The organism is Methanosarcina barkeri str. Wiesmoor (assembly GCF_000969985.1).
GTDB classification, from domain to species: domain Archaea; phylum Halobacteriota; class Methanosarcinia; order Methanosarcinales; family Methanosarcinaceae; genus Methanosarcina; species Methanosarcina barkeri_B.
The window spans coordinates 1,405,859-1,432,206 of the sequence record NZ_CP009526.1 but is presented as its reverse complement, the minus strand read 5'-3'; the positions used below and the strand labels follow the sequence as shown (position 1 = coordinate 1,432,206).

Genomic DNA, 26,348 nt, shown 5'->3' with positions numbered 1-26,348 from the left:
TATTCTTACAGGCTCGTAATAAATAATCCATTTTTAAAAATCAATTTTTAGCTCGCCTGAACGAAGCTAAATGCCAATTCTTCTAAAATCCCCGCTCAAGCGAGTTAAAAAGTAATCTTATTGTTCATAAATTATTCCGCTTGAGGGAGCGTAGCGACCGAAACGGAAGCGTGCTGTTGCGATTACATCGCAACTCCCAGAAAATCTATGATTTTCTGTGCTCCCGAAGTGCAATTCTGGGTTACCAACCGCGTTCCTGAAGGGCTTCCTGTTCAGGAATCGTGTCTGCGCTGATGCCTTTCATACCGGCACCTACACCTTTTGAGATCTCTGCAAGCTTTGCAGGGTTGTCAAAGTTGTTTACGGCTTCAACAACGGCTTTTGCCATTTTCTCAGGGTTTTCAGCTTTGAAAATACCTGAACCTACAAAGACCCCGTCTGCACCAAGGCGCATCATAAGAGCGGCATCTGCAGGGGTCGCAACTCCGCCGGCTGCAAAGTTTACCACAGGCAGACGCTGCATTTTTGAGGTTTCAACTACAAGTTCAATCGGAGCTTCGATTTCCCTTGAAACCATAATCAACTCTTCTTTAGTCTTCCCGGCAAGGGCACGGATTTCACCCTGAATCTGCTTCATGTGCTTAACTGCCTGGCTGACATCTCCGGTTCCAGCCTCTCCTTTAGTTCGGATCATGGCTGCCCCTTCGTTAATTCTCCTTAGGGCTTCTCCAAGGTTTCTGGCACCGCAGACAAAAGGCACGGTGAACTGCATTTTGTCTATGTGGAAGTAGGGGTCAGCAGGGGTCAGGACTTCGGATTCGTCCACCATGTCAACACCCAGAGCTTCTAAAATTTCGGCTTCGACAAAGTGCCCGATCCTGGCTTTTGCCATTACAGGAATTGTAACCGTATCAATAATCTGCTGGACAATCTCAGGGTCGGCCATCCGGGCAACCCCACCCGCTTTTCTGATATCCGCAGGAACAGCCTGGAGGGCCATAACAGCAACTGCTCCGGCTTCTTCTGCGATCCTGGCCTGCTCCGGGTTTGTAACATCCATGATTACACCCCCTTTCTGCATTCTTGCAAAGCCCCTTTTGATAAGTTCGGTCCCATGTCTTAATTGTTCAAAGTCCATGAATGTCATCCTCTCTGTCTTGATATGATTATAAGATTCTATGCAGTGGGAAACCCTTTCCACGATGAAATAACTCTTGGGTCTTTTCCACTGATTGCAACCGATAGGTTGTGGTTTTCAGTTAGTTATTTCTCCAGTGAATTGTGAATACGCTCAATAGTCAAAAGCATTATTTAAGTTATTCCTTATGAATAAATACAAAGTAAGTCATATATAATAACTTAATATTTTCCATTAACAATAGATGTTTCTTACACCTGTATGGTTTATTCTGCTCCTTTAGATAATGCAGTACAGAGCCTTAATGCGATTTATTATTCTATCTCTATATGCTTGCCTGAGGTTAATTAGCACTATTTCTGTCTTCATATAATATATATGATCTCCTTCAGGTTCTTAGATATATAGTTTTCCAGGGATATAAGGCAAGAAAGATTTGAAAAACACTCAAAATAAGTCCCTGAGCAAACCCATTTGATTTCGTTTAATTCTAAAGATTTCAGCCAGGTCTTGACAAACACTGCATGAGAATATAGTTATAAGATATATCGGGCTCATTAAATAGGGACTATTTTTTAGGGGGGTAGCTTCTGGATTTCAGAGCTTACTGATTTATATTGGTAGGTGGAATTCGAATTGGGAAGGCTGAATTAGGCAGGCAACGTCTGAGGGTAACTTTCTTATGTGCTTTCTTGTTCGCTCTCTTATTCTACTTCCTGCATATACTCAGATGGGCAAGGGAGAGAGTATAAGTTCTGGAATGAACCCAAGAATCCGAGAATTCACGGTATATCTTCTGCGTTTACGGTTTTAAAGGGGCCGGTAAATCCGGTCCTTGAAGATTTTTAATAAATTCTTCGGGTTTTTAAAATTGAATATCTATTCCATTCCATTCCATTCCATTCCTTTTTAATGAATTTTTACTCCATTCCGTTCCCCGGCTGCTTAAGAGTTCCTTTTTGGCTGCTTAAGAGTTCCCTTTCTTTTCTATACAGGTTGAGCTTTGTGCAGACGACTACGGACACCCAGATTGTAGATGCAGGTATGAAAGCTTTCAAGAATTCAATGAGTTTAAGACTGAAATAGGCTACAGTTTTGATATTATCGAACCCTATATTAAGAATAAATCTGGAGATTCCGAACAGCAGAAGTGCAATAAATATCCTCAAGACTCTCTGTTCGACACTTCCCGCATCATCAGGGAGGCCTCTTCGTATAATCAAAACATATGCCGCATTCGTGCCAAGGAAAAAACCCGCTGCTTCTGCACTTATCATAGATGAAGCTATAAGAACGAGAGGGATAACAAACAGGAAGAAATACAAAATAAGGTTCTTACGCTTGAGTGCAAATTCAAAATTCTCCTTCTTGAAAAAATCATCTTTCAGGGAGCTTTTGAGAAAGAGAGTAAAAGCAGTCAGGAAAAATAAACCTATAATAGCCCCTCCCAAAATGTCTCCCAGAAAATGCCTTCCCAGGTACATTCTCGATAAGGCTACAAGCAATACCATAGCAGGAGCCATCATTTTGATTTTCTGGCTGTTGAATATCGTGGAACTTCCTCCCCATAGTGCAGTCGTAATTGCAACATGCCCGGAAGGAAAACCGAAAGATGAAGGGGTAAGCGTTTCTTGAAGGCGGAAAGTTTCAAGCACTTTTTTGTCAGGAAGTTTCAACACCCCTTCAGGTCCACTCCCATTGAAAGGAGATGTGTTTTTCACTCCATATTCAAGGTTAATGACTCTATTGTCTACATAATCCGGCCTCGGAAAGGCAATTATTGTCTTAATGATTTCGGTAATCAGCCCTGTCCAGATTAAAAGCTGGAACAGAAGAAAACCTTTCCGGAAATTAATCCCGAAAGTTACGATAACCACTATGGCAACTAAAAAAGCCGACGATCCCATTGAAGTTATTAGAATCATGAGGGATGTAAGCCAATTGTTTCCAAGGGATTGGAGATAGAGTATAGGTTCAGTCTGGAACAAGGACTTTAACTCCTGATAAAGTATTTGCCTGCAGATATACTCGGTTTTATCCAAAAAATCTCGAGCTAAACTGGATATCTAGAATTAGTAAGAAATTTAGATTTATTCATATTATTAAGTTTATGAAAGTGTATTCTGTAAAACTATTTTAAATTTGTATTGTTTTGTACCTGCGTATAACTAGAATTCTCTTCAGGGCAGGATAATTATTTTTAAAGTTTACTGAGTAAAATTACTTTTGTCATTACTTTTGTCATTACTTTTGTCATTACTTTTGTCATTACTTTTGTCATTATTCTTGTCATTACTTTTGTCATTACTTTTGTCATTATTCTTGTCATTATTCTTGTCATTACTTTTGTCATTACTTTTGTCATATTACTTTTGTTAGATTACTGTTTTATCTTATGAACTCTGGGTGTTCCAGCTTAAAGTTACTAATAGAGAACCGCTTTTCAGGACACTTTTCTTCGCATCTTCTGCAGGTAGTACCAAGACATCTTGCAGTATTGATCCTGAAACTTTCGCATTCTCTTGAAAGAGCTTCTCCCGGACATTCTTTCAAACAGGTATCACAACCACTGCACTTGATGGTAGCGATAAAGTCCAGTTTAGACTCCATGATCTTCAGGCATTTTCCAAGTTCGTGGATATCTTCATTCGATTTTCTTTCAATAAGGCTTTCCTGAAATTTTTGTGGGATAGGCTGGATACCGGATCTTTCAAGATTTGCGTTATACTTTTCAAGTGGCATTCCTTCATTCCAAAGAGCTATTTCCTGGACGTAAATGGATGCAAAGGTTGGGGACGAGGCAAACATTATATGATTTGAAAGGACCGATTCTTTCATTTCATTGAGATATGAGAGATAGTCGGGATTAAGGGCAAGGTCTTTTGCAAGTTCCAGGGAAGTGTTTCCGCACTGGACAATCCGTTTCGGGGTTGCGGGCACAATGCCTGTAAAGCGGGCTTTTATAGGATCTACATACGTTCCGCTTGCCCCGCACATATACATTGTTTCCAGATCTTCGTATGCTATCCCTGCCTCATGCATCAGGGTCAGGTGGCCTGCTCTCAGGGCTCCGAAGGCTTTTCCGGCTTCTACTACATCTTTCTCCGTAAACGTAATTTCCTTTCCAAGCCGAATTATATCGCCTTCAATATGAGGAGGCTTTATTATGCCAGTTACAAGTCCTGCATACATAAGGGCAATTACCCCCGTGCCTGTAATTCCCTTTGCAGGATATCCGATGGTTTTAAAAGTTCTGTTGCGCAGGTCTATTCTTGGTCCTTCTACCAGCCTGAGTTTTTCGTCAAGAACAAGCGATTGCCAGCCTCCGGAAAGCTTCAGGTCGGCAATTGCTCCAGGCGTTGCCAGCATTCCTTTGCTGATCTGCTGTCCTTCGATAACAGGGCCTGCAGCAGCCGATCCTGTGTATATTCTGTTTCCTACCTTCAGGGCCATCTCGGCATTTGTCCCATAATCCGTAACCATACATGCCTCGGGAGTATCTAGAAACCCACTCTTTACCATCATGGCAAGGGCATCGGCTCCGATTTCATGCTTTACTGAAGGTGGGATAACCACATCAACATCTGCACAAAGTCCTATTTCGTTTCCTGAGACCATGTGCCCGTTCCTTTCTGGAAGTTTTACATTTATTTTCTCGAGGGCATTTTTTCCCGCAAATGCAAGGTCTCGTATTTCTATTCCTTCGAATAGCGACAATTGGATAGGATTCCCACAAACAGCTACACGCTTGAGATTTTCTGGCTTAAGGTTCTTTATCAGGGAATTGACGGCTGAGATAAGAATTTCATGGGCTATACCCTGCCCATAATTAATCGCAAAGTCCATATGGTCAACAACATTTGCGCCCGGAAGTGGGTTTCTGGATAAAATTGCAGTCCTGAGGACAGAGGAGTCCATAAGATTCAGTAGCTGAGCTCTAATTCCACTGGTACCGATATCGATATTTATTGCCTGATCCATACTTTATCCCAGGATTTTTTTGAGGTGTTTGTTCATCCTTTCCCAGTTTATGCTTCCTTATTTTTCTTGTTTCTTCGTTTTTCTTTCTGATGCTTGTTTTCACTTTCCAGCATTCCTTCATTTGTGATCTTAGAGTATTTATTTCCCATTTAAAGTTAAATAAAAAAGTTTATATTAAATAATACAAATAAAAAAGAAAAATAATAATAAAGAGAGCTAATAATAAAGAGAACTAAAAGTAAAGTAGAATCAGTAAAGTTCCTCACGGGCTTCTTTCCAGCTCTTTCCTGCACAGATCTTTTTTGCTATTTTTACCGCGTCAAGTGGGGTTTTTCCATATACTGAGTTACTAAAAGTCTCGACGAAATTCCTATCGATTGCAGCCCCGCCACAGGCTACGGGAACGTCCTCAGAGTAAAGGATTTCTGCAAGGTCTTTAATGCCTCCTTTGGTTGTACTCATAAGGGTTGTCCCAGTAACAAGGTCAGCATTTGTTGCCTTTACGGCTTTAACGGCTTCTTCCACCGTTACATCACTTCCCATATCAACTACTTCGAAACCATTTGCCCTGAGAATAGCGACTACAATGTTCTTGCCTATGTCATGCACATCCCCTTCAATAACGAGGGATACAACCTTCCCCTGGTAGGGGACTTCTCCTATCCTTTCCTGGCAGAGTCCCACCCCTCCAATAAGGGCTTCATTTGCCAGCAGGATTTCAGGTACGTAGCTTTCCCCGATGTCATAAAGCTCACACACAGTATGTATTCCGGGCATAAGGGCATTTAAGACTAGGTCCGTAGGATCTCTTCCTTCTGCAAGCAGGGCAGTTGTGAGTTTTACGGTTTCGGCTCTATTTCCCGTGATTACGGCTTCTGCAATGGCTGCGTATTCGGGATTTTTTGGCCTGTTCTGCTTCTTTATCTGGTTGGCGGGGGCCATTTCTTTGCTCCGATCTACAGAGTCTACCCCGAGGCCTATCATGATCCCTTCATCAATGAGTCTTTTAAATTTTGCAGGTTCTTTTTCTTTCATCTCGAATATCTTTTGAACTGCAACGTCTATGTGCCTGATCATTCCTTCATCCCACCCAACACGTTTTCTCTCATATTCTTTCCAATACCGATTCCAATCTGCCTGATAAGGTCTTCCACATCATCACATTTCGGGATTTGTGTCTCTTTACAAGCCCTGACATATGCCCTGAGATTTTCGAGGGAGGTTCCAAATGAGAGTCCACACGAAGTCCCAACAATATCAGCTCCCTGCAGGATGCATTCCCTTGTTCTGTTATAAACCTGTTCGGGGGTGCCGTTTGGCATAAGATCTATAACATCCAGGCTTCCGAGGATGGACATTTCATTGCCCACTACCTGACGGCAATACGAGACCGGAACGGCATCGAAGGAGAAGCAGTCAATTCCACTCTGTTTTATGTAGGGCAGAAGTTTACTTGTATCTCCGCAGATGTGCAAGATCTGGGGACAGCTGATTTCCTTTGCTATTCTTTTGTGGGCAGGAAGTACGAATTCTCTGTACGTTTCCGCAGAAATCAGGTCCCCGGAAGCCGAAGGGTCGGCGAGGAAGACGATGTGTGCTCCATAAATAGTCTGCAGCTTCCCGTAAGCTATCACGAAATCTGTTGCTGCCTCAATGAAGGCATGTGCTTTTTCTGGAGCGGTCTTTGTCCACTTTGCCATGTTTTCGACGCCTGCTATATGACTTGCTATCGTAAAAGGAGATGTAAGTAGTGGGATAACAGGAAGCATGCCGTCATAGCGCGTCCTCAGTTCCTCAATCGCTCCGAGCACTACCGGAATTCTTCCGGCTTCTTCCAGATTGTCAGGCCAGGTTACATTGGAGGGATCGGTATAAGCAGGACCTATTACGGGAGGTCTGTCCGGTTTGTCCCAGTCAAGTTTACACCCCAGAACCTCCGCTTCGAGAGAAATGTCAAACTGGGGACGTGCAGCCTCTATACCACAAACTTCATAGGGAGCGGCTGCAAGGTCTGCCATCATCTTGCTGTCAAAGTGGGCTTTTGGCCAGGAAGCATTGCATATCTGCATCAGTTCAGTTGTAGTCTGAGCGAGGGGATTCGCTGGGGGTACGTAATCAACCCTACCTCCAAGCACTGCTGCCATAACTCTTCGGGTTGGAGTCATTTCACTTACCATGTATATATCTCCTTTTAATTATTAATATGAATATTTGGATATTTAACTGAATGCAGTTAGCATAATAAGGAAAAATATATATATTTCTCAAATTCAACTATGTAAATTATAGATAATAGTTGAGTTATTTTGCTCGAAACCCTTAAATTTCACACCAGGGAGCAAATGGCTTGCTTGACGCTTAGATAGATGACAAAAAGAGCCCAGAAACACCAGAGAGCAAAAGGCTTGCTTGACGCTTAGACAGATGATAAAACGAACCCAGAAGTACATAGTCAATATTCAAGTTGAAAAATAATATTAGAAGTTTATATCGCAGATATATAGAGAATTCACATCAAAAATGTATTGTGAACATACATAGTGAACTCCCTGATTTTTTCACTGATGTCGGGCTAATATAAAGATCAGGCTTTCAAAGTTATCCACAACTTTCCGTACTCTGGGAAAAAAACATTGAAGCTGCACGATATTTCCTGGTGGATATGGTTTTTCAGGGGGTAAATGAATTTATGAACAAATTAATCTTATTTTTTCATATAGTATGCCTTCTTGGCTCTTTGGGGATTAAAGCTTCCTCTTGTTCTGACTCTCGAGCTTCGGAAGCTATAGGAAGCACTTGCAATGAAACTCAAAGCTCATATTTAGGAGCTTGATTTCTATACTTTTGCTTTCTATGTTCTTGCTTTCTATGCTTTTTCTTCCTATGTTCTTACTTTTTATAGATTATTTTTATAGATTATTTTTATAGATTATTTTTTATCATCTTCAAAAGTAAGTACAACTTTGCAACCCCTGAACACGATTTTTTTAAAAAGAATAAATATATCTTCAATTCTTTACATCATTTATTATAAAAATTAAACATAAAAATATTCCTTAAGGAATCCAGGATCATGGTAAATGTAATTTCCCATTTTGGAGTAGGGCTTCTCATTGCTTTAGCTTTAGGCCTGAAGGGGAATAAACTGAAAGTCGTAGCTTTATTATCCGTGCTTCCTGATCTGGATTTTATCCTGTATTCGATCTTTATCTATGCCAATAATGGCCTGAGCCCTGCGGTAAGAAACCAGCTTTTCTATCTGATCGGGCACAGAGAGTTCATGCACTCTATCCTTTTCATTGTTCTGATTACGTGTATTCTTTGGTTTAAGACAAAGGATTGGCTTTTTACGGTAGGGGGGTTCCAGTCTCTTTTCTTTCACTCTTACCTGGATTATGTTACAAGCTGGAAAATGCGTCCCCTCTACCCGTTCAGTACGGATGCTTCCATTATGAGTGCGGTTTATTTCTTTGACCCTATGTTAAACCTGCTGCCTCTCTTGCCTCCATTCATTGTAATTATAGTAAACTTGAGCCACACAAGAAAAAAGAATGGAAGAATAAAGAGACTTTGCACCTTCATATCAAACGTTGATGATAAGCTCTATGCCTCGCTTATTCTTTTGTTACTTGTCTGGCTTACCGTCATACCGGTCTCAAAAGCTTTTCTTATCAACCATATCTCCTGTGCAGAGGAAGCCGAAATAAGCTACCAGAATACCTATCCAGAATCCACAAATAAGTTCCTGACTGCGTATTCATATAATTCAACTCATTATAGAGTCCTGGAAATAAGTTATCGTTCAGGTATCGAGAAAAGTATGTACGTTGAAAAATTGTCCGCATACGGAAATATCTCTGATGCTGCCACTTATGTTAAAAGAGCAGAGAACTTATACAGGGCAGGTGTTCCCCAGGAAATCGATTATCCGGTCTACTCGGTTTCCGGAACAAGCGATTCTGTAACGGTTATTCTCAGTGATGCCAGAAACCCATACATCGAAGATATAGCTTATTTTAAGTCATCTTATAGGTTTGTTTTTGACAGGAAAAACATAGAGAAATACGAAGTATATGCAAGTATGCATGGTAGCCAGGAGGAGAGATTAGGCATGAACTGGTTTGGATGAACTTTTAAATGACAAAACAGAACATTTTTGCGTTGGAAATCCTCTGAAAAACCACGCTTGGTCTCTTTCGTTACGGCAGCCAATAAAAGATTCTTTTTTTCATAATTTATCAGTTGTTTTATATAATATAAGTTAAATATTATGGGGCGCTATAGTGCCAAGAAATTTGTTATCCTGAGTTTTTTGAATACAATTTATGACAACCCGAAAGTCAAAACAAATTTCAATAATACGGAACATAAATTCATGGTAAATACACTATCTCATCTTGGAATCGGCCTGCTTCTCGCCTATGCTCTGGGCCTTAAAGGAAGGAAGAAGCTGATTTTACTATTTCTTTCTATACTCCCTGACCTTGACTATTTTACGTATTCAATATTTACGCTCATCAGCGGCAGCGTAAGCCACGAGGCGAGAAACCAGTTATTCTACCTGCTTGGCCACAGGGAGCTTACGCATTCGATATTTTTTGCATTTCTTGTCGCACTTTTCATCTGGGTTAAAACTAAAGACCGGCGCTTTACATTAGGTGGATTTCAGGCCGTTTTCCTCCATATCTTAGTCGATTACACTACAAGCGCAAAAATGAGCCCTTTCTATCCGTTCAGCACAGATGAATCAGCCCTCAGGGCTATTTATCCCTTAGACCCAATTCTCAATTTTCTTCCACTGCTGCCTCTTTTCATAGTGGCAGGAGAATACGTTAAAAACAGGAACAAATGGAAAATTGGGAACAAAGTCAACTTGAAAATTGACAGAAGGAGTATTAAAACAATAGATGCCTGGAGCAGGAAGCTGAATGGGCTAACCAGTTTCCATGGTTTTGTAAACAGGAACGAGAGAAAACTCTATGCCTCCGTAATTTTAGTTCTCATTCTCTGGACTACTGTGTTTCCGATTGCGAAAATCTTTCTGATCAATTACGTCTCCGATAATGAAGAAACCAGAATAAGCTACAAAAACACCTATCCGATATCTATCGGCAAATTCCTTGCAGTATATCCGTATAGCAATACCCATTATAAGCTTCTGGAGATCAGCTATTGGTCAGGAATCAAAAAAAGCTTTTACGTTGAAAAAGTATCTGTAACCGGCGAGGTCCCTGACGCTCAGGCCTATGCCGAAAAAGCCAGAAAACTTTACAGTGCTTCAGTCCCCCAGGCAATCGATTATCCTGTGTATTCGGTTTCCGAAGATAATGGACTTATAACCGTAATTCTTAGCGATGCCAGAAATCCTTATGTTGACAAGTGGCCTTATTTCGATACGGTTTACAGGTTCGTTTTTGACAGGAAAAGCGGAGAATATGAGGCATATGAAAGCCATTACGGAAGACCGGAAAAGAAACTTGGTAAAAACTATTTTGAGTAACTATTGAGTAATTAAAATAAAATCCAAGTTCTTTTGACTCAGTTCCAAAATTTAGTGATAAAAATAAGGTAACATCACCGATATTATATAATTTTAGAATTATATATTGATGTTACGGCACAACAATGGAGTTCCGTTGCAAAAATTTTTATCTCGCGCTTTAAGGCTATAACTAATACCTTTATGCACTGTTTTTCCAAGTGATGAGAATGATTAACTTTCCTAATTGTGAAGTTTTTCACTGATTTTGTAAATAACCAGATTTTTGCAACAGAACCATACTGGGTCTCACCATTTACACGCAGTTTCAAGTTAGCTTTGCATTTTGGACATGTTTTTAAATATTTTAATAAAATACTTTGTTTTTACCTATTATTTAATTATATATTGTTGGTAGTTGCTTTATAGTTGGTATTAAAATATTCCTAGAACGAAGGAACGTATCAATGTCTGTAGGATCAAAAGATGGAACAGACCCATTTGTTTGACTCCATGTTGTATTTTCTGGAGTTATGTTGTCAGTAGAACCGTTCATTGAGCTCCATGTTATATTACTCCATGTTATATTTTCAGTTGTTTTGTTCTCAATTGGTTCATTCCAATTCCAGTTTGTGGAGTTAAATGCCGCAAATGAAATCTGTATTGACGCCACAAAAAACAGAACCCCAATAAATAGAGATGTTGCTCTTATTCCTTTATATTTACCCATACTTTGAACTCCCATATAGCTAGATTATAGTCTAAATCAAGAGATTTAGAAGCTAGATGCCGTACTATTATATTAATAGCCCCACATAATTTTATGTTGGCTGATTTAAGTATTATAGACTAAACTATATAACAAAAACGGAAACATGAATTCTAAAAAGATAGTCTTTCTTATAGTAATTAAGTAATGTAATAATTAATTAAGTATTATGAAAATTATTATATACAAATATCCAAACATCTTATTTTACGATAAGTAGATATACAGGATTATTTGTAGGCTAATATGTTTTACAAGTTCTATCAAATTGGTTCTGTTGTAAAAATATCAGAATAAGCATGTAAATATATGGATGATGAACAAAAGTCAAAATATCCGAGGAAAATGTATCAATATTAGAATTTATGCGATTGAAGCATTTTTCTATAAGTTATATTAAAACACTTTCTTCAAGACTCAGTTTCAAAATCTAGTGACAAAATAAGCGTAACATCACTACATAGATCTATTTACAATTATGTAATGATATTACGGCACAACAACAGTACCATTATAATGATAAAGTCAATTCAGAGTTTGATCAAAAAGCAGCAAATATCTTAGCTACATCCAACTTCCCATAGATGTCTTCAAAAAAATAACATTGTTCTTGTCATCGTTTTTGGAGAATTATTTGAAAATCTGCAGTTATTGTCTCAACTTAAGCTTCGTAAATTTGTGCCGGAAATATTCAATCAAGGCAAAAAGTTGAAAATTGGGAGAGATTTCAAAAACACATGTTTGAGCAACTGGGCAGCTTTCAGAAAAAAACGATAGCAGGAAAAATTGTGAAAATTGGCAGGACATCTGCGGAAAGTGGGATTGTGGAACTATGTCGTTTTTTCCAATAAAAATAATTTTGTTAATGACTATATGAAATTTCACTAACTAAATGAAATTTCATCGTTTAAACGAAATTTTCTTATTAAATTGAATATTTCGACTACTTTTAAAATAAAAAAGTAGTCGAAAAATTTAATCGCAATGGGAAAATATGTGAGAAAAAGCTTTTTGATTATTTCCTCATTTTCCTGAAGTATTTGTCGATTTCTTCCCAATCGACTATATTCCAGAAAGCCTCTATGAATTTTGCCCTGTCATTGCGGTAATCAATATAGTAAGCGTGTTCCCAGGTATCCAGATCCATAATAATCGGATAGTCAGGGACAAGATTTACATTATGCTTTTCTATCTGCATGATCATGAGCCTTTCAGTATCTTTACAGTAGGTTAATACCGCCCATCCTGATCCTTCCACACTTGATGCTACCTGGGAAAATTCCTTTTTAAACCTGTCAAAGCTTCCGAAATCTTCTTTGATGACTTCAGACAATTCTCCGACAGGCTCTTTGCTTGAATTGCTTGCAGGAGTCATCTCCCACCAGAAATAATCGTGAAGGACATGCCCGGCCAGATTAAAAGAAAAGGCTTTTGCAGTTGCTTTATAATCAAAGTCAGTTCCTTCTTTCCTTGCTTTATCCATCATTTCTATAGCTGCATTTGCATTAGTCACATAAGCCTGATGGTGCTTGTCATGATGTAACTTGAGCTGCTCTTCAGAAATATAAGGTGCCAGGTCTCCATATCCAAATTTTAAAGGTGGTAATTTGTACAATTCTTTGGCCATATTTATCTACTCCTTTTATTAAGTTTTTTATGAGCTATTGGCTTTGCAAAATTTTGTTCTGGAATATGGATTTAAATGTGGATCTATACTCTCCAGTCAAAAGATCACACTATAAAATGATCCCACTACAAATCCTGCCCCGCTAAACACTTTTCCCCTTATTTATATTACAGGAAGCTGTTTAAATTACTCTGTCGTGAACAATTTTATTCCTGAACATTATTTCTTTCTGTAAAGCACTCTGCTCTGTAAAGCATTCTGCTTTGAATCTTTTCAAACACATATTGAATTGCGTCTGGCAATTCAAAGTGTAAGACATAATTATCATCAAACTATTTAAAGGTAAAAGATACAAACTATAGATATTTTTGAAGAAATGTATTCAGGATCTCCAACAAAGCTTTGATGTATTAACAATAATATCAGAAGTCACAATAAAAATAAAAGTACAGTAGAGGCAGGAGCGAAGTTAAAGACTAAATAAAGATAAAAATTAGTTGAGGAAGAAAGCAAATGGTAAATTCACTTTCCCATCTGGGAATCGGCCTTCTGATTGCCCTGGCTCTCGGCTTTAAAGGAAAAAAGCGAAATGCTCTCGGGTTCCTGGCAATTCTTCCTGACCTGGATTTTATTCCATACATTCTGTTTGCTCTCATCAGCGGCAGCGTAAGCCACGAGGTTCGAAACCAGCTTTTCTACCTGCTTGGCCACAGGGAATTTCTGCACTCAATCCTCTTCATTCTTCTTGTCACGCTTTTTATCTGGATTAAAACAAAAGACCGCCTGTTTACAGCCGCCGGGTTTGCAGCTATATTTTCCCACGTCTACCTTGACTACGCAACAAGCTGGAAAATGCGTCCGATCTATCCGTTCAGTACCGAGACATCCACTCTCGGAGCCATTTATTTCTTCGATCCGCTGGCGAATATTCTTCCTCTGCTTCCCGTTTTCGTATTACTTGTGGCATACATGAAAGGCCACGGAAAATGGAATGGGAAGTTTAATAACTTCTGTACCTTTGTCACGAAAAATCGGAGCAAACTCTATCCTGCCCTTTTAATTGTGCTTGTAATCTGGCTTGCAGTCCTTCCGGTGACAAAACTACTTCTTGTGAATTATATTTCCAGCGTGGAAGACGCGAAAATCAGCTATCAGGACACCTATCCTTCTTCTGTAGGGAAGTTCATTTCCGCTTATTCGTATAACTCCACCCATTACAAGATTATGGAAGTTAGCTACTGGTCAGGGATCGAAAAAAGAGATTATATTGAAAAAATCAACGTGAACGGCGCAGTTCCCGATGCCTCCACCTATGTTGAAAGAGTCGGAAAACTCTACAGCACAACCGTTCCTCAGGAAATCGATTATCCTGTTTACAGCGTTTCGGAAAAAAACGATTCGGTGGCTGTTACGCTGAGCGATGCAAGAGATAAATATGTTAAGCACTGGGCTTATTTCAAAACGGTTTACAGGTTTATTTTTGATGCGGAGAGCGGAGGGTATGTGGCTTATGCGAGCGAACAGGGGGAGAGGGAAGAGAGATTAGAGAAAAACTGGTTTGGGTAATATTCTCAATATTTTTCCGCCGAATTACAAATCTTATAATGATACTCATTTTAGTATAATCTTAAATTATTTTTTGTTAGTCCCATATGACCCCTACAAAAGTTAGAATGAGTATAATAAAGTCTTATTTGATTGTATAGAGATTTGATTTCTTTATACACTGATTTAGGTGGAACTATTGAGATTGGTCCTCTTGAATAAACACCACGGTCTTTGCAACGATATCGTGGAAGGTTTGCTTTTTTGAAGTAAAAAAAATTGGCAGAAATCCTGTAAAGAATGGAATTGCAGCGAGAATTTTTAGAATAAAGCGCATTGTTGCCTGCTTAAAGGAAATCCTGTTTCCGTTGAGGTCAGTAACAATAATGTTCACAGCTTGCTTGCCCACAGTTGACTTCAATATTGAACTCTCTTGAAAGACAAAATAAGCCCACATCGTGAGAAAGAACAGAATGTAGAAAAGGGTTTCATCCAGGGTTTCTGTAATTAGCTCTAAAAACATGAAAAGGAAAATAATTACAAAAAAATCGATCATTGAGGCTATAAGCCTCCTGCAAATGCCGGAGTATGGTTGCATTCAGTACTCTCCAATTTAATTTATACAGACGCGGTGATGAATAATAAAGTTAACTCTTTAAATAAAGTATAGAATTAAAAATGTTGAAAGTATGGAACGTGAAATCAAAACAGATTCGACGAATATGTAATTGAGAAGTAAAACCGATAATAAAAAAGAATGTTGAGAAGATATTTATTCTCACAGGGAAGATTCTTACCTTCTCATATGTGACTTTGTTACTTTTATTACATTACCTTTATTCGATTTTATTTTTTCTTTGAGATGGGAATTTCAATCTTATCCCCCAGTTTCTTTACATCGGTCTTGATATCTGAGGCAAGCTTTTTTGCACTATCGCCGGTTGTATCAACCAGTTTTTCAACCTTTGCAGTGATGCTCTTTACCTCGTCCTTTACATCAATTGATTTTATTTCCCCCGAAATGGATTTTATTTCAGTATTTATATTCTTCGCAAGTTTGGAGGCTTCGCCCCCTGTTTTTTTGGCAAGAATATCAATGTCGCTCCCAAGCTTTCCAACTTTCTCCTGTATTCTGCTCTTTTTTCCAGCTTCGGTTTCTTTACTTTCGCTTTCCATTGGTTGTGCCATATAAACCCCTTTTCATTTTGGATAAAGATAACGGATTTCTCTCTGAAAGAGAACCTGTTTTTATAGATATCTACTTATGAGTTTTCAAAATTATAAAAGTATCTTTAAAAGTTATTTATGAATTGCTTAATGAATCACTTAATGAATTTGCTTGATGAATTACTTAATGGATCGCTTAATGAATTACTTAATGAATTGCTTACCTAACAAATCGCTTAATGAATCGCTTAATGAATTGCTTAATGAATCGCTTAATGAATTGCTTACCTAACGAATCGCTTAATGAATCGCTTAATGAATTGCTTACTTAATGAATCGTTTAATGAATTGCTTACTTAATGAATCGTTTAATTGTTTTATAAGAAACAGGAAAAATTCTCACGCCAAAAATAAGTTTTGAAAATAAATTACGTTACGATACAAGCTTATAAAGTATAAATTAAAATAGTATGCTTGTAAAAAGTAAAGCAACTTAACTGATTAAAAGAGTTTATGTAAAACTCCGGCAGGAACGATATAAGAGCCAAATCAGGATATCGTATTCATGAAAAACCAGCTCTCTGCGATAGAGTAAGCCATTGAAAGCTATAGAGGATATATGCAGACCTTAGTTATATGCATAGACAGAGACAACGATCTGGGCGAAAAAGCAAAACTCGAAACCCCAATAGTAGGACGGGAGGCAAATGTTCAGGCTGCCGTCGCACTTGGGATCGCAGACCCGGAGGATTCTGATACCAACACTATCTTCGGTGGAATCAGGATTCTTGATGAATTACGGGCAAAAGGAACTGATGCTGAGATAGTTTCTTTTGCAGGAGATAAAAATGTTGGAGTGATCTCAGACCAGAAAATTTCCGAGCAGCTTGAAACATTTCTCAATATGTATGACGTGCAGCGGGCGGTATTCGTCTCGGATGGGGCAGAGGACGAAACGCTTGTGCCTATTGTCCAATCCCGTATGAGAATTGACTCCGTAAAAAGAATCGTAATAATGCAGAGCCAGAATCTGGAAAGTACTTACTATATCCTGAAACATGTTTTTAGCGACCCAAAAATCTCCCAGACTTTCTTTGTACCTTTAGGGCTTGCTTTTCTCATTTATGCAATATTTTTGCTTGCAGATTATCCCGATGGTGCAGTTATAGGAATTCTTGCAGCTGTAGGGCTTTACATGTTGTACAGGGGTTTTGGACTGGACGATCTTGTCGCTCTTGAAAAAGAAAAGCTCTGGGACGCTTTTCTTGAACAGAGAATGGTTTTTATCAGCTATACGGCTTCCCTGCTTACACTCCTTGTAGCAACTGTGTACGGAACTATGGAAGTATGGAAGCTTTACTCGGCAGATGGGGTATGGTATCAAGGGATCCTTACGCTTGTCTCAGTATTCATCAATGCTTCAGTCTGGTGGTATGCAGGAGCCATGCTGCTTGCCGACCTTGGTAAAATCTTCGATTTAAAGATGGAAAATAAGCCCATTTATAAAAATATCGCGATTTCTTTATTTGTGATCGCAACAGGGCTGCTCTTCTGGGGCGCAAGTACATACATTTTAGCGACGGCTTCCCTTTCGGAAGGCATTACTAATGATGCATCCATTGCTCTACAGTACTTTGTGTATTCGGTCGCAGTTGCGATTCTTATTTCTCTTGCAGGCATAAAATACAGCGTATCAAACCAGGCCTCCGAAAACGAAGAGAAAGGAAGAGATAAAAGAAGGAAAAAACTCGCCTGACCGCAGGCGACCTGCCAGAATATTTGAAGCTCGAAGGGGTTAACAAAATCGAAAACGGGGGGTAACAGTAAAAACCGTCAGGAAGATAACAAAATGGAAAAAATACCTGAAAACGTTGAAATTGCAGTGCTCGGTGGTGTCGGTTTTAACTCTTACCAGGAATTTGAAAGCCAGTTAGTAAACACACCATATGGAGAAGTTACGGTTTATCTTACTACTGTAAGAGGGAAAAAAGTTGTAGTAATCCCCAGGCATGCGGGAGAAAACCATATTCCTCCTCACAGGATTAATTACAGGGCCAATATCTGGGCTGTATATTCTATTGGAGCAAAACGTGTAATTTCCACAAATTCCGTAGGGTCAATGCGAGGGCATCCGGTGGGCAGCTTTGTAGTACTTGACGATTTCATAGATTTTACCCGGAACCGGCCTTCTACCTTCTATGATGACAGAACCGCACACGTCGATGTATCTGAGCCCTACTGCCCTGAGATAAGGATAGCCCTTAGAGACGCTCTGGAAAAACAGGGACTACCCTATACCGAAGGAATTTATGCCTGTACGGAGGGCCCGCGTTTTGAGACCAGGGCCGAAATCCGCATGATGAGCCAATTTGCAGATGTTGTAGGCATGACCGGTGTACCTGAAGTGGGCCTTGCAAAAGAACTCAGCCTCTGTTACGCTTCTCTTGCTATAGTCACAAATCAGGCATGTGGAATGACCACACAGAAATTAACTGCAGACGAAGTTACCGAGGTTGTGGGAAAAGCTCAGGACGCAATCTTTGAGATTATTTCGGATACGATAGAAAAGATTCCAGAAACTCGAAACTGCAGGTGCAGATTTGCTAAGGACGGAGCCTGCTTGTGAATTACCCCATGAACTAAGGACTCAGGGTTTTACGCTTCTTCCTATAAACCGTAATTGAATATACAACAGGAAAATCACTTTTATGGAGATAAAATTTTTATTCCTGTATTTTCGATTAATGTTTCCATTAAATATTTTCATTAAATACTTTCTTGACATCATTTTTCAATAATTTCTTGTCCAAATAATCTCAAAAATAATCTCCTAAATATCGTGTTCAATAATGTCATCGACATTCAATTTCTCTTAAAATAATCCACAAAATATTGTATTCGTTGGTATCAGTATTCATTTGACATTCAATAATTTAATTTATATAATAAATAAGTGATAAAATATTTATATAATAGTGCCCATAAGATGAGGTTGCAAATGAAATAATAGATATGAAATAATAGATATAATAGATTCAAATAAAATTAAATAGATATAAATAAAATTTAGCGAATTTAAATAAATTTTAATAGACGTGAATGGAATTTAACAAGCTTGAATAGAATTTAATAGACTCGAATAGACTTTCACCTGTAAATGCAAATTATGCTGTCAGAAGTTAAGAAGACAGCAGAATGTTGGTTTTTCAAACTTCAAAATTTAAATTTTAAAGGGAAATTTACAGGTTTTGAAGGGAAGCTTACTTATACCACTCATATATCAGGATAAAAAATCATGCTTTGGGTCCTAGGTTACGCTGAAAAATCGAAGATAAGAATTATGGCTATAAAGGACCGGATGAAACAGCCGCTTTATATGGCCGAACTCCTCATAAAAGATAGTTACAAAGGGCCTCGCCCTCTTAAAATCAGGCTTTTTACCGGCAAAAAAAAAGAAGAATTCATTCCACCACAGCAGTTTATAGAGCTTCTGCGCAGTGCAAACCGAATAATGCTTGCAGAAGGAGGAGATCCTGCAAATGAGGCTGCTTTTCTGGAAATGCTTAAAGGATTTCAACTTAATGCGGACAAAGTAAAAATCTGTAAACACTGCTGGATAAAGAAGCGCTTCAACTTTGTAAACAGTAAATCCATCAAATACAATAACGAACTCATCTGCCTGGACTGTGCAAAAGAGGAACTTTTGCGTGCAGTCCGTTCGGCTGGTGCGCCGTATGGGGAAAAATCCATAGATTTCCTGGAGCAGGTGCTCTCAAAAACCCGAGACCTTGACAGGACTATCCGGATGCTGAGCCCTGAAAGGCTGGACCCTGAGTTCACACGCTACGATACTATAAGAACAAATCCATCCAGTACTACAGTTAGAGTAAAAAGCCTGCCTCTTCAAAAGAAATTCAAGAAAATGCTGCTCGAGAAATCCGAGACCCTGCTGCCTGTGCAAGCATTATCAATAGAATCCGGGCTCCTAGAAGGAAAAAACCAGTTTGTAGTCTCAGCAACAGCAACCGGAAAGACCCTTATAGGGGAGATGGCAGGGATCCAGAACCTCTTTAATAAAAAAGGAAAAATGCTCTACCTCGTTCCTCTGGTTGCACTTGCAAACCAGAAGTATGATCAGTTCAAAGAACGCTATTCAAAACTTGGGTTCACCACATCCATAAAGATCGGGGCAATTCTCATAAAAACGTCTCAGCGCGTGAAGATGCAGACTAGCCCGGGTGCGGATATCATTGTAGGGACTTACGAAGGCATAGACCATATGCTTCGGTCGGGAAATGCCGATTTTCTGGGCAAAATCGGAACTGTGGTAGTGGACGAAGTACATACTCTCGAAGACCAGGAGAGGGGCCACAGGTTGGACGGGCTTATTGGGAGACTAAGGTACGTGGCACCCGAAGCTCAATTCATCTATCTATCTGCAACCGTTGCAAATCCCGAAGGCTATGCAAAGAAACTCGGAGCCCGGCTTGTCCGTTACGAGCACAGACCGGTTCCTATTGACAGGCATCTTCTTTTCTGTCAGGAAAACGAAAAGGCAAAATTGATTTCCCAGCTTGCGAAAGAAGAATATTCAATGTTATCTTCAAAAAAGCACAGGGGCCAGACAATTGTCTTTACAAACTCCCGTCGAAACTGTCATAAACTTGCAGGAGCCCTTTCGATTCGGGCAGCACCCTATCATGCCGGGCTTTCCCAGTATGAAAGGAAGAAAGTTGAAACTCGCTTTGCAAAAGGAGAACTTCCGGTAATTGTGACCACGGCTGCCCTTGCGGCTGGGGTGGATTTTCCGGCTTCCCAGGTGATCTTTGAATCCCTGGCAATGGGAATAGACTGGATTTCAGTCCAGGATTTTCTGCAGATGAGCGGAAGGGCAGGGAGGCCTGACTACCATGATAGGGGAGTTGTTGTGCTGATGCCTGTGCCTGGAAAATCATATTCAGGTTCCCAGTCCGATACCGAAGAAGAGGTTGCAATTAAACTACTCCAGGGAGAAATGCTCTCAGCAGGCGTAAAATATGGAGAAGCCGAACAGCTTGAGGAAGTGCTTGCATCGGTTGCAGTCACCTCCTCGGTGCAGGACCTTAGAATGATCCACAACCAGATGTTTGGAGGCTACGACCTGAATAAATTGATTCTGCGCCTTCAAAGCTACCGTTTTGTGGAAAGAAAAGGAAACCGAATAACGCTTACGCGTTTTGGAAAAATTATTGCAGCTCATTTCCTTCCTGTATCGAAAGCTTTTCTGATTCGGGATGCAGTGCTTGGAGAGAATGAACCCCTGAAGATCGCAACCAACCTGGAGTTTTTTGATGCAGCGTATTTCAAATATACTAACCAGATCGGAAGCTCCCTGCATGTGAATATGCCTTCAAGGATTTTTCAGGGAGCTACACTTGATATAATCTTTGACGGGGAGTCTCTTTCCCAGCTTGATGCAAAAATCCAGGAACTCCTGTTAAACTTTGCTTCGGACTTTTTAACCTGTAAATGCAAAGATTCACCTTACTGCGGCTGCGCAGAACAGAAGTTTTCGGAAAAAATAATTAAGCTGCGTACAGAAGCTCTTGAGCCTGCACAGATAATAAAGAAACTTGAAAACAAGTACGGGATCTCGGCCTATCAGGGTGACGTTTTCGGGTACCTGGACAACGCAGTCAGAAACCTTGACGCCGTGGAACTTATAGCAAAAGTACACTCTAAAAAGGGAGTTGCAGAAGAAGCAAAAAAGCTTAAAAAGAAAGTTCAGGGTTAAAAGATCAAAAACGTTTTTGCAGATAACATTGTATAATGAGTTAAAATGTTCCTGCTTACGTGGGAATGCTTTGTTTATATGAGAGGATTAACCGGTTTTTTAAGAGCCGGTCAGTATAATGAGATCAAAATCTGATCAGATACTCTGAGAGTAAAAATAGAGGTAATTTCATGACCGAGGATGTTGAATCCAGGGAAAATATCGAAAGAGCAGCTTCTAAAAAGACTAAGAAAGGCATTAAAATCGAGTTTGTGAAGCCTGAGAATTTCAGGCAGATATATGCTATAGGAGCTGCAGGTGGGCACAGCCCCTATGATTTCAGGATTGGTTTTTATAATGACACTCCAAAATTGTTAGGAGATGCCTCGGAATCAAGGGTTATCCAGAGACGTGTAGAAACCGAAGTGATACTTTCTCCGGTAGCTGCACTTGAGCTTTCCCGCTGGCTGACCCAGCATATAAATGAATACGAATCCGTTTTCGGGCCCATTGCAAGAGCAATCCCGAGACCAAAAAAGGAGTCTGCAAAGCTTGTTGACGAAAGTACTGATCTCCAGGGTTACATCTAACCCATTATGTTTGAATTTGAGTGAACCTTATCCCCAAACCTTATCAGCGTGATCACAAGCCTTTTCAAAAAAGGCTTGACCGAAAACAACAGCAAGAACGTGGTCGGCGTGATCAAACGGCGCAACGGTTGTGTTTGAGTTTGAGGAAACTATCCCCTAACCCTATCGGCGTGATCACAAGCCTTTTCAAAAAAGGCTTGACCGAAAAACCAGAATAATATGGTTGGCGTGATCAAACGGCGCAACGGTTGCGACACAACAGTTGCTGGTAAACCGGAAAATTTGAAATGCACCTTATAGGAGGAGCTATTTGATCCAGGGGTCATTTCAGAGCTCCTGGAGATCGATGGTTATATATCTCTGTAAAGGGTATGTAGTTTTCAGTTTTCTTAAAAGCCGGTGGAGTGACGATATGAAGAAATTTCTCAGTCGCTAACATGAAGCGGTTGATACAGGCAGCAAGTAAACCGCAGGTATGGATGCGGTTCTGATGCGACTTGTTCCTCACTGGCTTGGGACGTAAAAACAGAAGCGAGTAAGGGGAGAATTCAGAATAAATCAGCGAGGGTTTAAATTTGTTCCCAAATAAAAAAGTTCAGAAAATTGTTGGATCAAGAATCCAGGTAGAAATGAAAGGCGATCTTAATCTGCTTGAAGGCACTCTTAAGAGCGTGGACGACTATATGAACCTTCATCTCGTGGACACCATGGAGATCGTAAAAGGAGAAAAAGTTCGTTCCCTTGGCTCAGTAGTACTTCGTGGCAATAACATTATACTGATCACTCCTATCGAAGAATAAAACTTCATAAGGAACTCTATTAGTGTGGAATCATGGATCTTGAAGAAGAAGCCTATAATATAATAAAAAGACATAAAGAAGGCGTTTTCCAGAACGTCATCTGGAAAGAGCTGAATATTGACAGCAGAAAATGTTCCAGAATCATAAAAAAGCTTCTGGATAAAGACCTTATTGTACGAGAGGTTGGAGTCTCAAACGGAGCAAGAACATACCTACTGAAAGCAAAAGAAGAGGTTAAGGAAAAATATGACCTCCTGCTTGCAGGAGAGTTGTTTTCGGCCTGTACAGGCTGCACTGGCGACTGTCAACCCGAATACTGCGGAAGACTCAGCGAATGGATTGGCAACCTCATACAAGAAGAGGAAAGATCGGAAGAGACGGAAAGATCGGAAGAGACCGGTGAAATAAAAGCCGATGCCAAAAATGAGGAAGAAGTTGAAGAAGAAATGTGAAAAGAAAATTTTCGAGCTCAACAGCCAATAGCATTCTCAAAGACAGTTTTCAGTCAAGCCTTTTTTAAAAAGGCTTGTATAATTTCCGAATTCAACAGTTAATAACATTTTAAAAGGCATCTGCAGCCGCTAACTATATATAGAAAAACCCCCTATTGAGGAACCCCCTTCAATAAGGGGAAAAATAAGATACAATAGAAGCTCCGGTAGTGTAGTCCGGCCAATCATTCCGGCCTTTCGAGCCGAAGACTCGGGTTCGAATCCCGGCCGGAGCACCATACTTTCCTATTGAAACTAAAAGAATTGTATTTATGAATTATTAGTTTTCTGCTTCTTAGTAGTGTATTTATGAATTTTTAGTTTTTCTGTTTCTTAGTAGTGTATTTATGAATTTTTAGTTTTCTGTTTCTTAGTAGCCGGCTTTTACAGTTTTTGTTTCATGATGTTGGTTACTTTCTCTGTTTTTTAATGTATCTGATTTCATAAGTAGTTCTATGATGACTTTTGGTTTATTCTGAGTTCATGTTTATTTTTTATCCAGGCGGATGTACAGATGTAAATGGCTGGGTCAAGTGTAACGACACATATTACTTTGATATCGGGAAAGTGAACATTACCAGAAAGCCTGCATGGATAATGCTACAGGTCTTTTCTACGTGAACGTAGCTGAGGAACCTGATGCTATTGATCTCATTAACACACAGTTAGGTGGAAATGATGCCTGGGTATTTGACTACCTGAATGCACTGAAAGCTTATAACTCAGAATACTACGAGGACCCACATTATTTCTGGCAGTATGATAATAAAGGCAACAAGCTAATCCAGGTTCACTTCTATCCTGTAAAATAAACGTCCTTACCAATTACTTATTTTAGTTATTAAGTTTGACATTGAGTCTATCCCATAACTCATAACTTTATTTTTGAATGTCGTATTTGGAACAACCAATCAAACATCTGATCACGGAAAATGATCCTAAAAACTTCTGATGACTTAGAACAAAAAAGTTTTGGGATAGGCTCATTCTATTTTAAAACTAAAGTCTTTATTTATTCGAATTCATCAGGTAAAAAATCTTAACCTATTAACCATTCTAGAATAAAATCATCTTTTTATGTTAGTACTATCGACAAACTACTAAAAATGTTTACAAAAACTTTCCCCATCAAGGGACAGTTTTATATATTATTTAAGTATATTGAAGGTCTCGCTGTGAGATGCAATGTGCTCCGGTAGTGTAGTCCGGCCAATCATTCCGGCCTTTCGAGCCGAAGACTCGGGTTCGAATCCCGGCCGGAGCACCAAATTTAATTTCTTACACCGAATTTCTTTTCTATAGCGATTTTTCTGCAGTGATTCATGAATTTTCTATAACGGTTTTGATATAGTGATTTATGATTTTTCTATAATCATTTTGCTATAGTGATTTATGATTTTTCTATATTCTAAAAAGAATGAAAACATTTCTTCTGAAAAAAGTCCTGATGTTTGGTCTTCCTCGCTCTTATTTTCTTCCGTTTATGAAGAACTTGATTCCACAGATTCCACACTCCTTTTTACAGGCTTGAAAAGTTTCATAAACTCATGCACATCCTGCGGAAAATCCGTACTTATGGAAAGCCCTATTTTTTTTGCCTCGCCGGCTGATAAGGGTGTGCTGTGAATCATTTCTCCGCTGACCAGTTTTTCAACCACTTCATCTAGCCTACTTTCCCCAGCCGGCCCTGGCTGGATTTTGCCTTCAAGAAGCTCTTTTGCAACATTTCTGGTGAATTTGAGGGCTTTTCTTGAGACATCACTCATAACAAGGGTGGTATCATCGGCTTTTTCTTTTTTTGTTTCTGCAGCATATATCCAGGAGGGAGCAGGGTACATCCCACGAATAAAATCTCCTATCTGGGGATCAATTGGCCCGATAACTGCATCTCTGTCCATCACGATTTCATTTGCTGCAAGGGCGATAATTGTGCCTCCTGACATCGAGTAGTGCGGGATAATAACTTTAGTGTTTTTCGAGTGCCGCCGTAGGGCACGTGCAATCTGGATGCTAGAATGAAGCTGTCCGCCTGGCGTGTGCAGAATCAGCTCAAGAGGGTAGTCTTTGTATTTTCTTATCCAGCGCAGGATCTGCTCGGCGTCTTCCTCATCTATGTACTGATAAGCTGGTATCCCGAAAAGAGAGATTGCCTCCCGCCTGTGAATCATAGTGAGCACCTTGCAGCCGTGGCTTTTTTCCATAGCTTTTAGTTTTGCCATGCGCCGCAACCGGATTTGTTTTAGCTGCGACTGCGGGTAGATTACTGCATAGAGAAACAGAAGTACAAATAAAAGGGACATTAAATCCCAGAGACTAATTGTCGTGCTGTCAAGCGTAACCAGAATATTCCCCCAAAAGCTTCCCGCGGGCACCTTTAAAGCTAATTTTGACCACTAGGTCAAAAGGTAAAATAAAAGGAACTGAAACAACCCTCGGACTTAATCCTATGATAAATTGTCTTGCAGGTTTTTAATTTTTGGCTCCCTACTGCAGAAAAAAGCCTCATCCAGGGAGTAAAGGAAAGTCCCTGAAAAAGAACAGAAATTCTGCAAGAGTTTATAGAGAAATTATCCTGAGCCCGAGAATCCCTGAGAATATAAGAATAATACAGAAACCCCTTGCAAAGTCCATGGGTTCATTAAAGAGCAGGAAACCAAGAATCGTAGTGCCGATAATCCCGATTCCGGTCCAAACTGCATAGCTGGTTCCTATTGGCAGAGTCTTTAGGGACTGGGAAAGAAAATAAAAGCTAAGGAACATGCACACGATGGTAAGGACGCTTGGATAAAGCTTCGTGAAACCTTCTGTATATTTCAGCCCGATTGCCCAGGCTGCTTCAAAAAGACCTGCGATAAAAAGGAAGACCCATTCCATTTTCGTTTCCAACCTGCTTATGTAAATTTTAAGAGTTACCGTGAGAGATAGCAGTCAAGAAGTGTAAACAGCCTTTGTCTTCTTATAACCTTGCTTGCGAAGAGAGCCTGGAAAAGCTTATCCCCTTCTAAAAAA

Annotated in this window: 21 protein-coding genes and 2 tRNA genes; 12 read left to right on the top strand and 11 right to left on the bottom strand. The window is 39.7% G+C overall.

Going from position 1 to position 26,348, the window contains the following annotated elements:
* Positions 1–241 precede the first annotated feature (241 nt).
* The 5 genes from pdxS to MSBRW_RS06135 all read right to left on the bottom strand — a co-directional run bounded on the left by pdxS (position 242) and on the right by MSBRW_RS06135 (position 7,296).
* The gene (gene pdxS, locus MSBRW_RS06155) at positions 242–1,138 is read right to left on the bottom strand and encodes a pyridoxal 5'-phosphate synthase lyase subunit PdxS (protein WP_011308488.1); all 897 of its coding nucleotides are present in this window, start codon (positions 1,136–1,138) and stop codon (positions 242–244) included.
* Between the two features lie 920 nt (positions 1,139–2,058).
* Positions 2,059–3,126, bottom strand: a complete 1,068-nt coding sequence (locus MSBRW_RS06150) for a phosphatase PAP2 family protein (RefSeq protein WP_011308489.1) — start codon at positions 3,124–3,126, stop codon at positions 2,059–2,061.
* 400 nt (positions 3,127–3,526) lie between these two features.
* The gene (locus MSBRW_RS06145; protein WP_011308490.1) at positions 3,527–5,119 is read right to left on the bottom strand and encodes a methylamine methyltransferase corrinoid protein reductive activase; all 1,593 of its coding nucleotides are present in this window, start codon (positions 5,117–5,119) and stop codon (positions 3,527–3,529) included.
* 249 nt (positions 5,120–5,368) lie between these two features.
* Positions 5,369–6,196, bottom strand: a complete 828-nt coding sequence (locus MSBRW_RS06140) for a methylthiol--coenzyme M methyltransferase (protein ID WP_011308491.1) — start codon at positions 6,194–6,196, stop codon at positions 5,369–5,371.
* Positions 6,193–7,296: an MtaA/CmuA family methyltransferase gene (locus MSBRW_RS06135; protein ID WP_011308492.1), complete on the bottom strand. Its 1,104-nt coding sequence runs from the start codon at positions 7,294–7,296 to the stop codon at positions 6,193–6,195. Before MSBRW_RS06135 ends, MSBRW_RS06140 begins: the two co-directional genes overlap by 4 nt.
* 896 nt (positions 7,297–8,192) lie before the next feature.
* Between MSBRW_RS06135 and MSBRW_RS06130 the strand changes: the two genes are divergently transcribed.
* Together MSBRW_RS06130 and MSBRW_RS06125 are read left to right on the top strand one after the other, a co-directional pair.
* Positions 8,193–9,248: a metal-dependent hydrolase gene (locus tag MSBRW_RS06130; protein ID WP_011308493.1), complete on the top strand. Its 1,056-nt coding sequence runs from the start codon at positions 8,193–8,195 to the stop codon at positions 9,246–9,248.
* 246 nt (positions 9,249–9,494) lie between these two features.
* Positions 9,495–10,619, top strand: coding sequence for a metal-dependent hydrolase (locus MSBRW_RS06125; protein ID WP_011308494.1), 1,125 nt, complete (start codon positions 9,495–9,497; stop codon positions 10,617–10,619).
* Between the two features lie 376 nt (positions 10,620–10,995).
* On the opposite strand, the gene MSBRW_RS06120 is transcribed toward MSBRW_RS06125, so the two are convergent.
* Both MSBRW_RS06120 and MSBRW_RS06115 read right to left on the bottom strand, forming a co-directional pair.
* Positions 10,996–11,328, bottom strand: coding sequence for a hypothetical protein (locus MSBRW_RS06120; RefSeq protein WP_011308495.1), 333 nt, complete (start codon positions 11,326–11,328; stop codon positions 10,996–10,998).
* 1,054 nt (positions 11,329–12,382) lie between these two features.
* On the bottom strand, positions 12,383–12,994 hold the full coding sequence (locus tag MSBRW_RS06115; protein ID WP_011308496.1) for a superoxide dismutase: 612 nt from the start codon (positions 12,992–12,994) through the stop codon (positions 12,383–12,385).
* Positions 12,995–13,507: 513 nt separating this feature from the next.
* Here MSBRW_RS06115 and MSBRW_RS06110 point away from each other — a divergent pair.
* Positions 13,508–14,560 carry a metal-dependent hydrolase gene (locus MSBRW_RS06110; RefSeq protein ID WP_011308497.1) on the top strand — a complete coding sequence of 351 codons (1,053 nt, stop codon included), beginning with the start codon at positions 13,508–13,510 and terminating at the stop codon, positions 14,558–14,560.
* Between the two features lie 175 nt (positions 14,561–14,735).
* Here the strand turns inward: MSBRW_RS06110 and MSBRW_RS06105 are convergent, their stop codons facing one another.
* A complete protein-coding gene (locus MSBRW_RS06105; RefSeq protein WP_011308498.1) occupies positions 14,736–15,137 on the bottom strand; it encodes an RDD family protein in 402 nt (133 codons plus the stop codon).
* Positions 15,138–15,385: 248 nt separating this feature from the next.
* Positions 15,386–15,727 carry a hypothetical protein gene (locus MSBRW_RS06100; protein ID WP_011308499.1) on the bottom strand — a complete coding sequence of 114 codons (342 nt, stop codon included), beginning with the start codon at positions 15,725–15,727 and terminating at the stop codon, positions 15,386–15,388.
* A 598-nt stretch (positions 15,728–16,325) separates the two neighbouring features.
* Between MSBRW_RS06100 and MSBRW_RS06095 the strand changes: the two genes are divergently transcribed.
* The 9 genes from MSBRW_RS06095 (at position 16,326) to MSBRW_RS06055 (ending at position 24,606) form a co-directional block, all read left to right on the top strand.
* Positions 16,326–17,462, top strand: a complete 1,137-nt coding sequence (locus tag MSBRW_RS06095) for a DUF373 family protein (RefSeq protein ID WP_011308500.1) — start codon at positions 16,326–16,328, stop codon at positions 17,460–17,462.
* A 93-nt stretch (positions 17,463–17,555) separates the two neighbouring features.
* Complete coding sequence (mtnP, locus tag MSBRW_RS06090; protein ID WP_011308501.1) at positions 17,556–18,332, top strand: S-methyl-5'-thioadenosine phosphorylase; 777 nt, start codon at positions 17,556–17,558, stop codon at positions 18,330–18,332.
* 666 nt (positions 18,333–18,998) lie between these two features.
* Positions 18,999–21,479 carry a DUF5814 domain-containing protein gene (locus MSBRW_RS06085; RefSeq protein ID WP_048103068.1) on the top strand — a complete coding sequence of 827 codons (2,481 nt, stop codon included), beginning with the start codon at positions 18,999–19,001 and terminating at the stop codon, positions 21,477–21,479.
* Positions 21,480–21,649: 170 nt separating this feature from the next.
* Positions 21,650–22,048: a DUF3467 domain-containing protein gene (locus MSBRW_RS06080; RefSeq protein WP_011308503.1), complete on the top strand. Its 399-nt coding sequence runs from the start codon at positions 21,650–21,652 to the stop codon at positions 22,046–22,048.
* Positions 22,049–22,623: 575 nt separating this feature from the next.
* Complete coding sequence (locus MSBRW_RS06075) at positions 22,624–22,848, top strand: LSM domain-containing protein (RefSeq protein ID WP_011308504.1); 225 nt, start codon at positions 22,624–22,626, stop codon at positions 22,846–22,848.
* A 32-nt stretch (positions 22,849–22,880) separates the two neighbouring features.
* Positions 22,881–23,300 carry a helix-turn-helix transcriptional regulator gene (locus MSBRW_RS06070; RefSeq protein ID WP_011308505.1) on the top strand — a complete coding sequence of 140 codons (420 nt, stop codon included), beginning with the start codon at positions 22,881–22,883 and terminating at the stop codon, positions 23,298–23,300.
* A gap of 200 nt (positions 23,301–23,500) precedes the next feature.
* Positions 23,501–23,578, top strand: a tRNA-Glu gene (locus MSBRW_RS06065).
* A gap of 351 nt (positions 23,579–23,929) precedes the next feature.
* Positions 23,930–24,151, top strand: coding sequence for a hypothetical protein (locus MSBRW_RS06060; protein ID WP_011308506.1), 222 nt, complete (start codon positions 23,930–23,932; stop codon positions 24,149–24,151).
* Positions 24,152–24,528: 377 nt separating this feature from the next.
* Positions 24,529–24,606 (top strand) — tRNA-Glu (locus MSBRW_RS06055).
* Positions 24,607–24,820: 214 nt separating this feature from the next.
* On the opposite strand, the gene MSBRW_RS06050 is transcribed toward MSBRW_RS06055, so the two are convergent.
* Positions 24,821–25,639, bottom strand: a complete 819-nt coding sequence (locus MSBRW_RS06050; protein ID WP_011308507.1) for an SDH family Clp fold serine proteinase — start codon at positions 25,637–25,639, stop codon at positions 24,821–24,823.
* A 256-nt stretch (positions 25,640–25,895) separates the two neighbouring features.
* Positions 25,896–26,213, bottom strand: a complete 318-nt coding sequence (locus MSBRW_RS06045; protein ID WP_011308508.1) for a DMT family transporter — start codon at positions 26,211–26,213, stop codon at positions 25,896–25,898.
* Positions 26,214–26,348 lie beyond the last annotated feature (135 nt).

Bases quoted from the DNA above. Each gene is read 5' to 3' on its own strand.
- MSBRW_RS06115 (WP_011308496.1), bottom strand. From the start codon at position 12,994: ATGGCCAAAGAATTGTACAAATTACCACCTTTAAAATTTGGATATGGA.
- MSBRW_RS06110 (WP_011308497.1), top strand. From the start codon at position 13,508: ATGGTAAATTCACTTTCCCATCTGGGAATCGGCCTTCTGATTGCCCTG.
- pdxS (WP_011308488.1), bottom strand. From the start codon at position 1,138: ATGGACTTTGAACAATTAAGACATGGGACCGAACTTATCAAAAGGGGC.
- MSBRW_RS06130 (WP_011308493.1), top strand. From the start codon at position 8,193: ATGGTAAATGTAATTTCCCATTTTGGAGTAGGGCTTCTCATTGCTTTA.
- MSBRW_RS06105 (WP_011308498.1), bottom strand. From the start codon at position 15,137: ATGCAACCATACTCCGGCATTTGCAGGAGGCTTATAGCCTCAATGATC.
- MSBRW_RS06120 (WP_011308495.1), bottom strand. From the start codon at position 11,328: ATGGGTAAATATAAAGGAATAAGAGCAACATCTCTATTTATTGGGGTT.
- MSBRW_RS06045 (WP_011308508.1), bottom strand. From the start codon at position 26,213: ATGGAATGGGTCTTCCTTTTTATCGCAGGTCTTTTTGAAGCAGCCTGG.
- MSBRW_RS06100 (WP_011308499.1), bottom strand. From the start codon at position 15,727: ATGGCACAACCAATGGAAAGCGAAAGTAAAGAAACCGAAGCTGGAAAA.
- MSBRW_RS06080 (WP_011308503.1), top strand. From the start codon at position 21,650: ATGACCGAGGATGTTGAATCCAGGGAAAATATCGAAAGAGCAGCTTCT.
- MSBRW_RS06140 (WP_011308491.1), bottom strand. From the start codon at position 6,196: ATGATCAGGCACATAGACGTTGCAGTTCAAAAGATATTCGAGATGAAA.
- MSBRW_RS06135 (WP_011308492.1), bottom strand. From the start codon at position 7,296: ATGGTAAGTGAAATGACTCCAACCCGAAGAGTTATGGCAGCAGTGCTT.
- MSBRW_RS06060 (WP_011308506.1), top strand. From the start codon at position 23,930: ATGGATAATGCTACAGGTCTTTTCTACGTGAACGTAGCTGAGGAACCT.
- MSBRW_RS06070 (WP_011308505.1), top strand. From the start codon at position 22,881: ATGGATCTTGAAGAAGAAGCCTATAATATAATAAAAAGACATAAAGAA.
- MSBRW_RS06145 (WP_011308490.1), bottom strand. From the start codon at position 5,119: ATGGATCAGGCAATAAATATCGATATCGGTACCAGTGGAATTAGAGCT.
- MSBRW_RS06095 (WP_011308500.1), top strand. From the start codon at position 16,326: ATGCAGACCTTAGTTATATGCATAGACAGAGACAACGATCTGGGCGAA.
- MSBRW_RS06050 (WP_011308507.1), bottom strand. From the start codon at position 25,639: ATGTCCCTTTTATTTGTACTTCTGTTTCTCTATGCAGTAATCTACCCG.
- mtnP (WP_011308501.1), top strand. From the start codon at position 17,556: ATGGAAAAAATACCTGAAAACGTTGAAATTGCAGTGCTCGGTGGTGTC.
- MSBRW_RS06125 (WP_011308494.1), top strand. From the start codon at position 9,495: ATGGTAAATACACTATCTCATCTTGGAATCGGCCTGCTTCTCGCCTAT.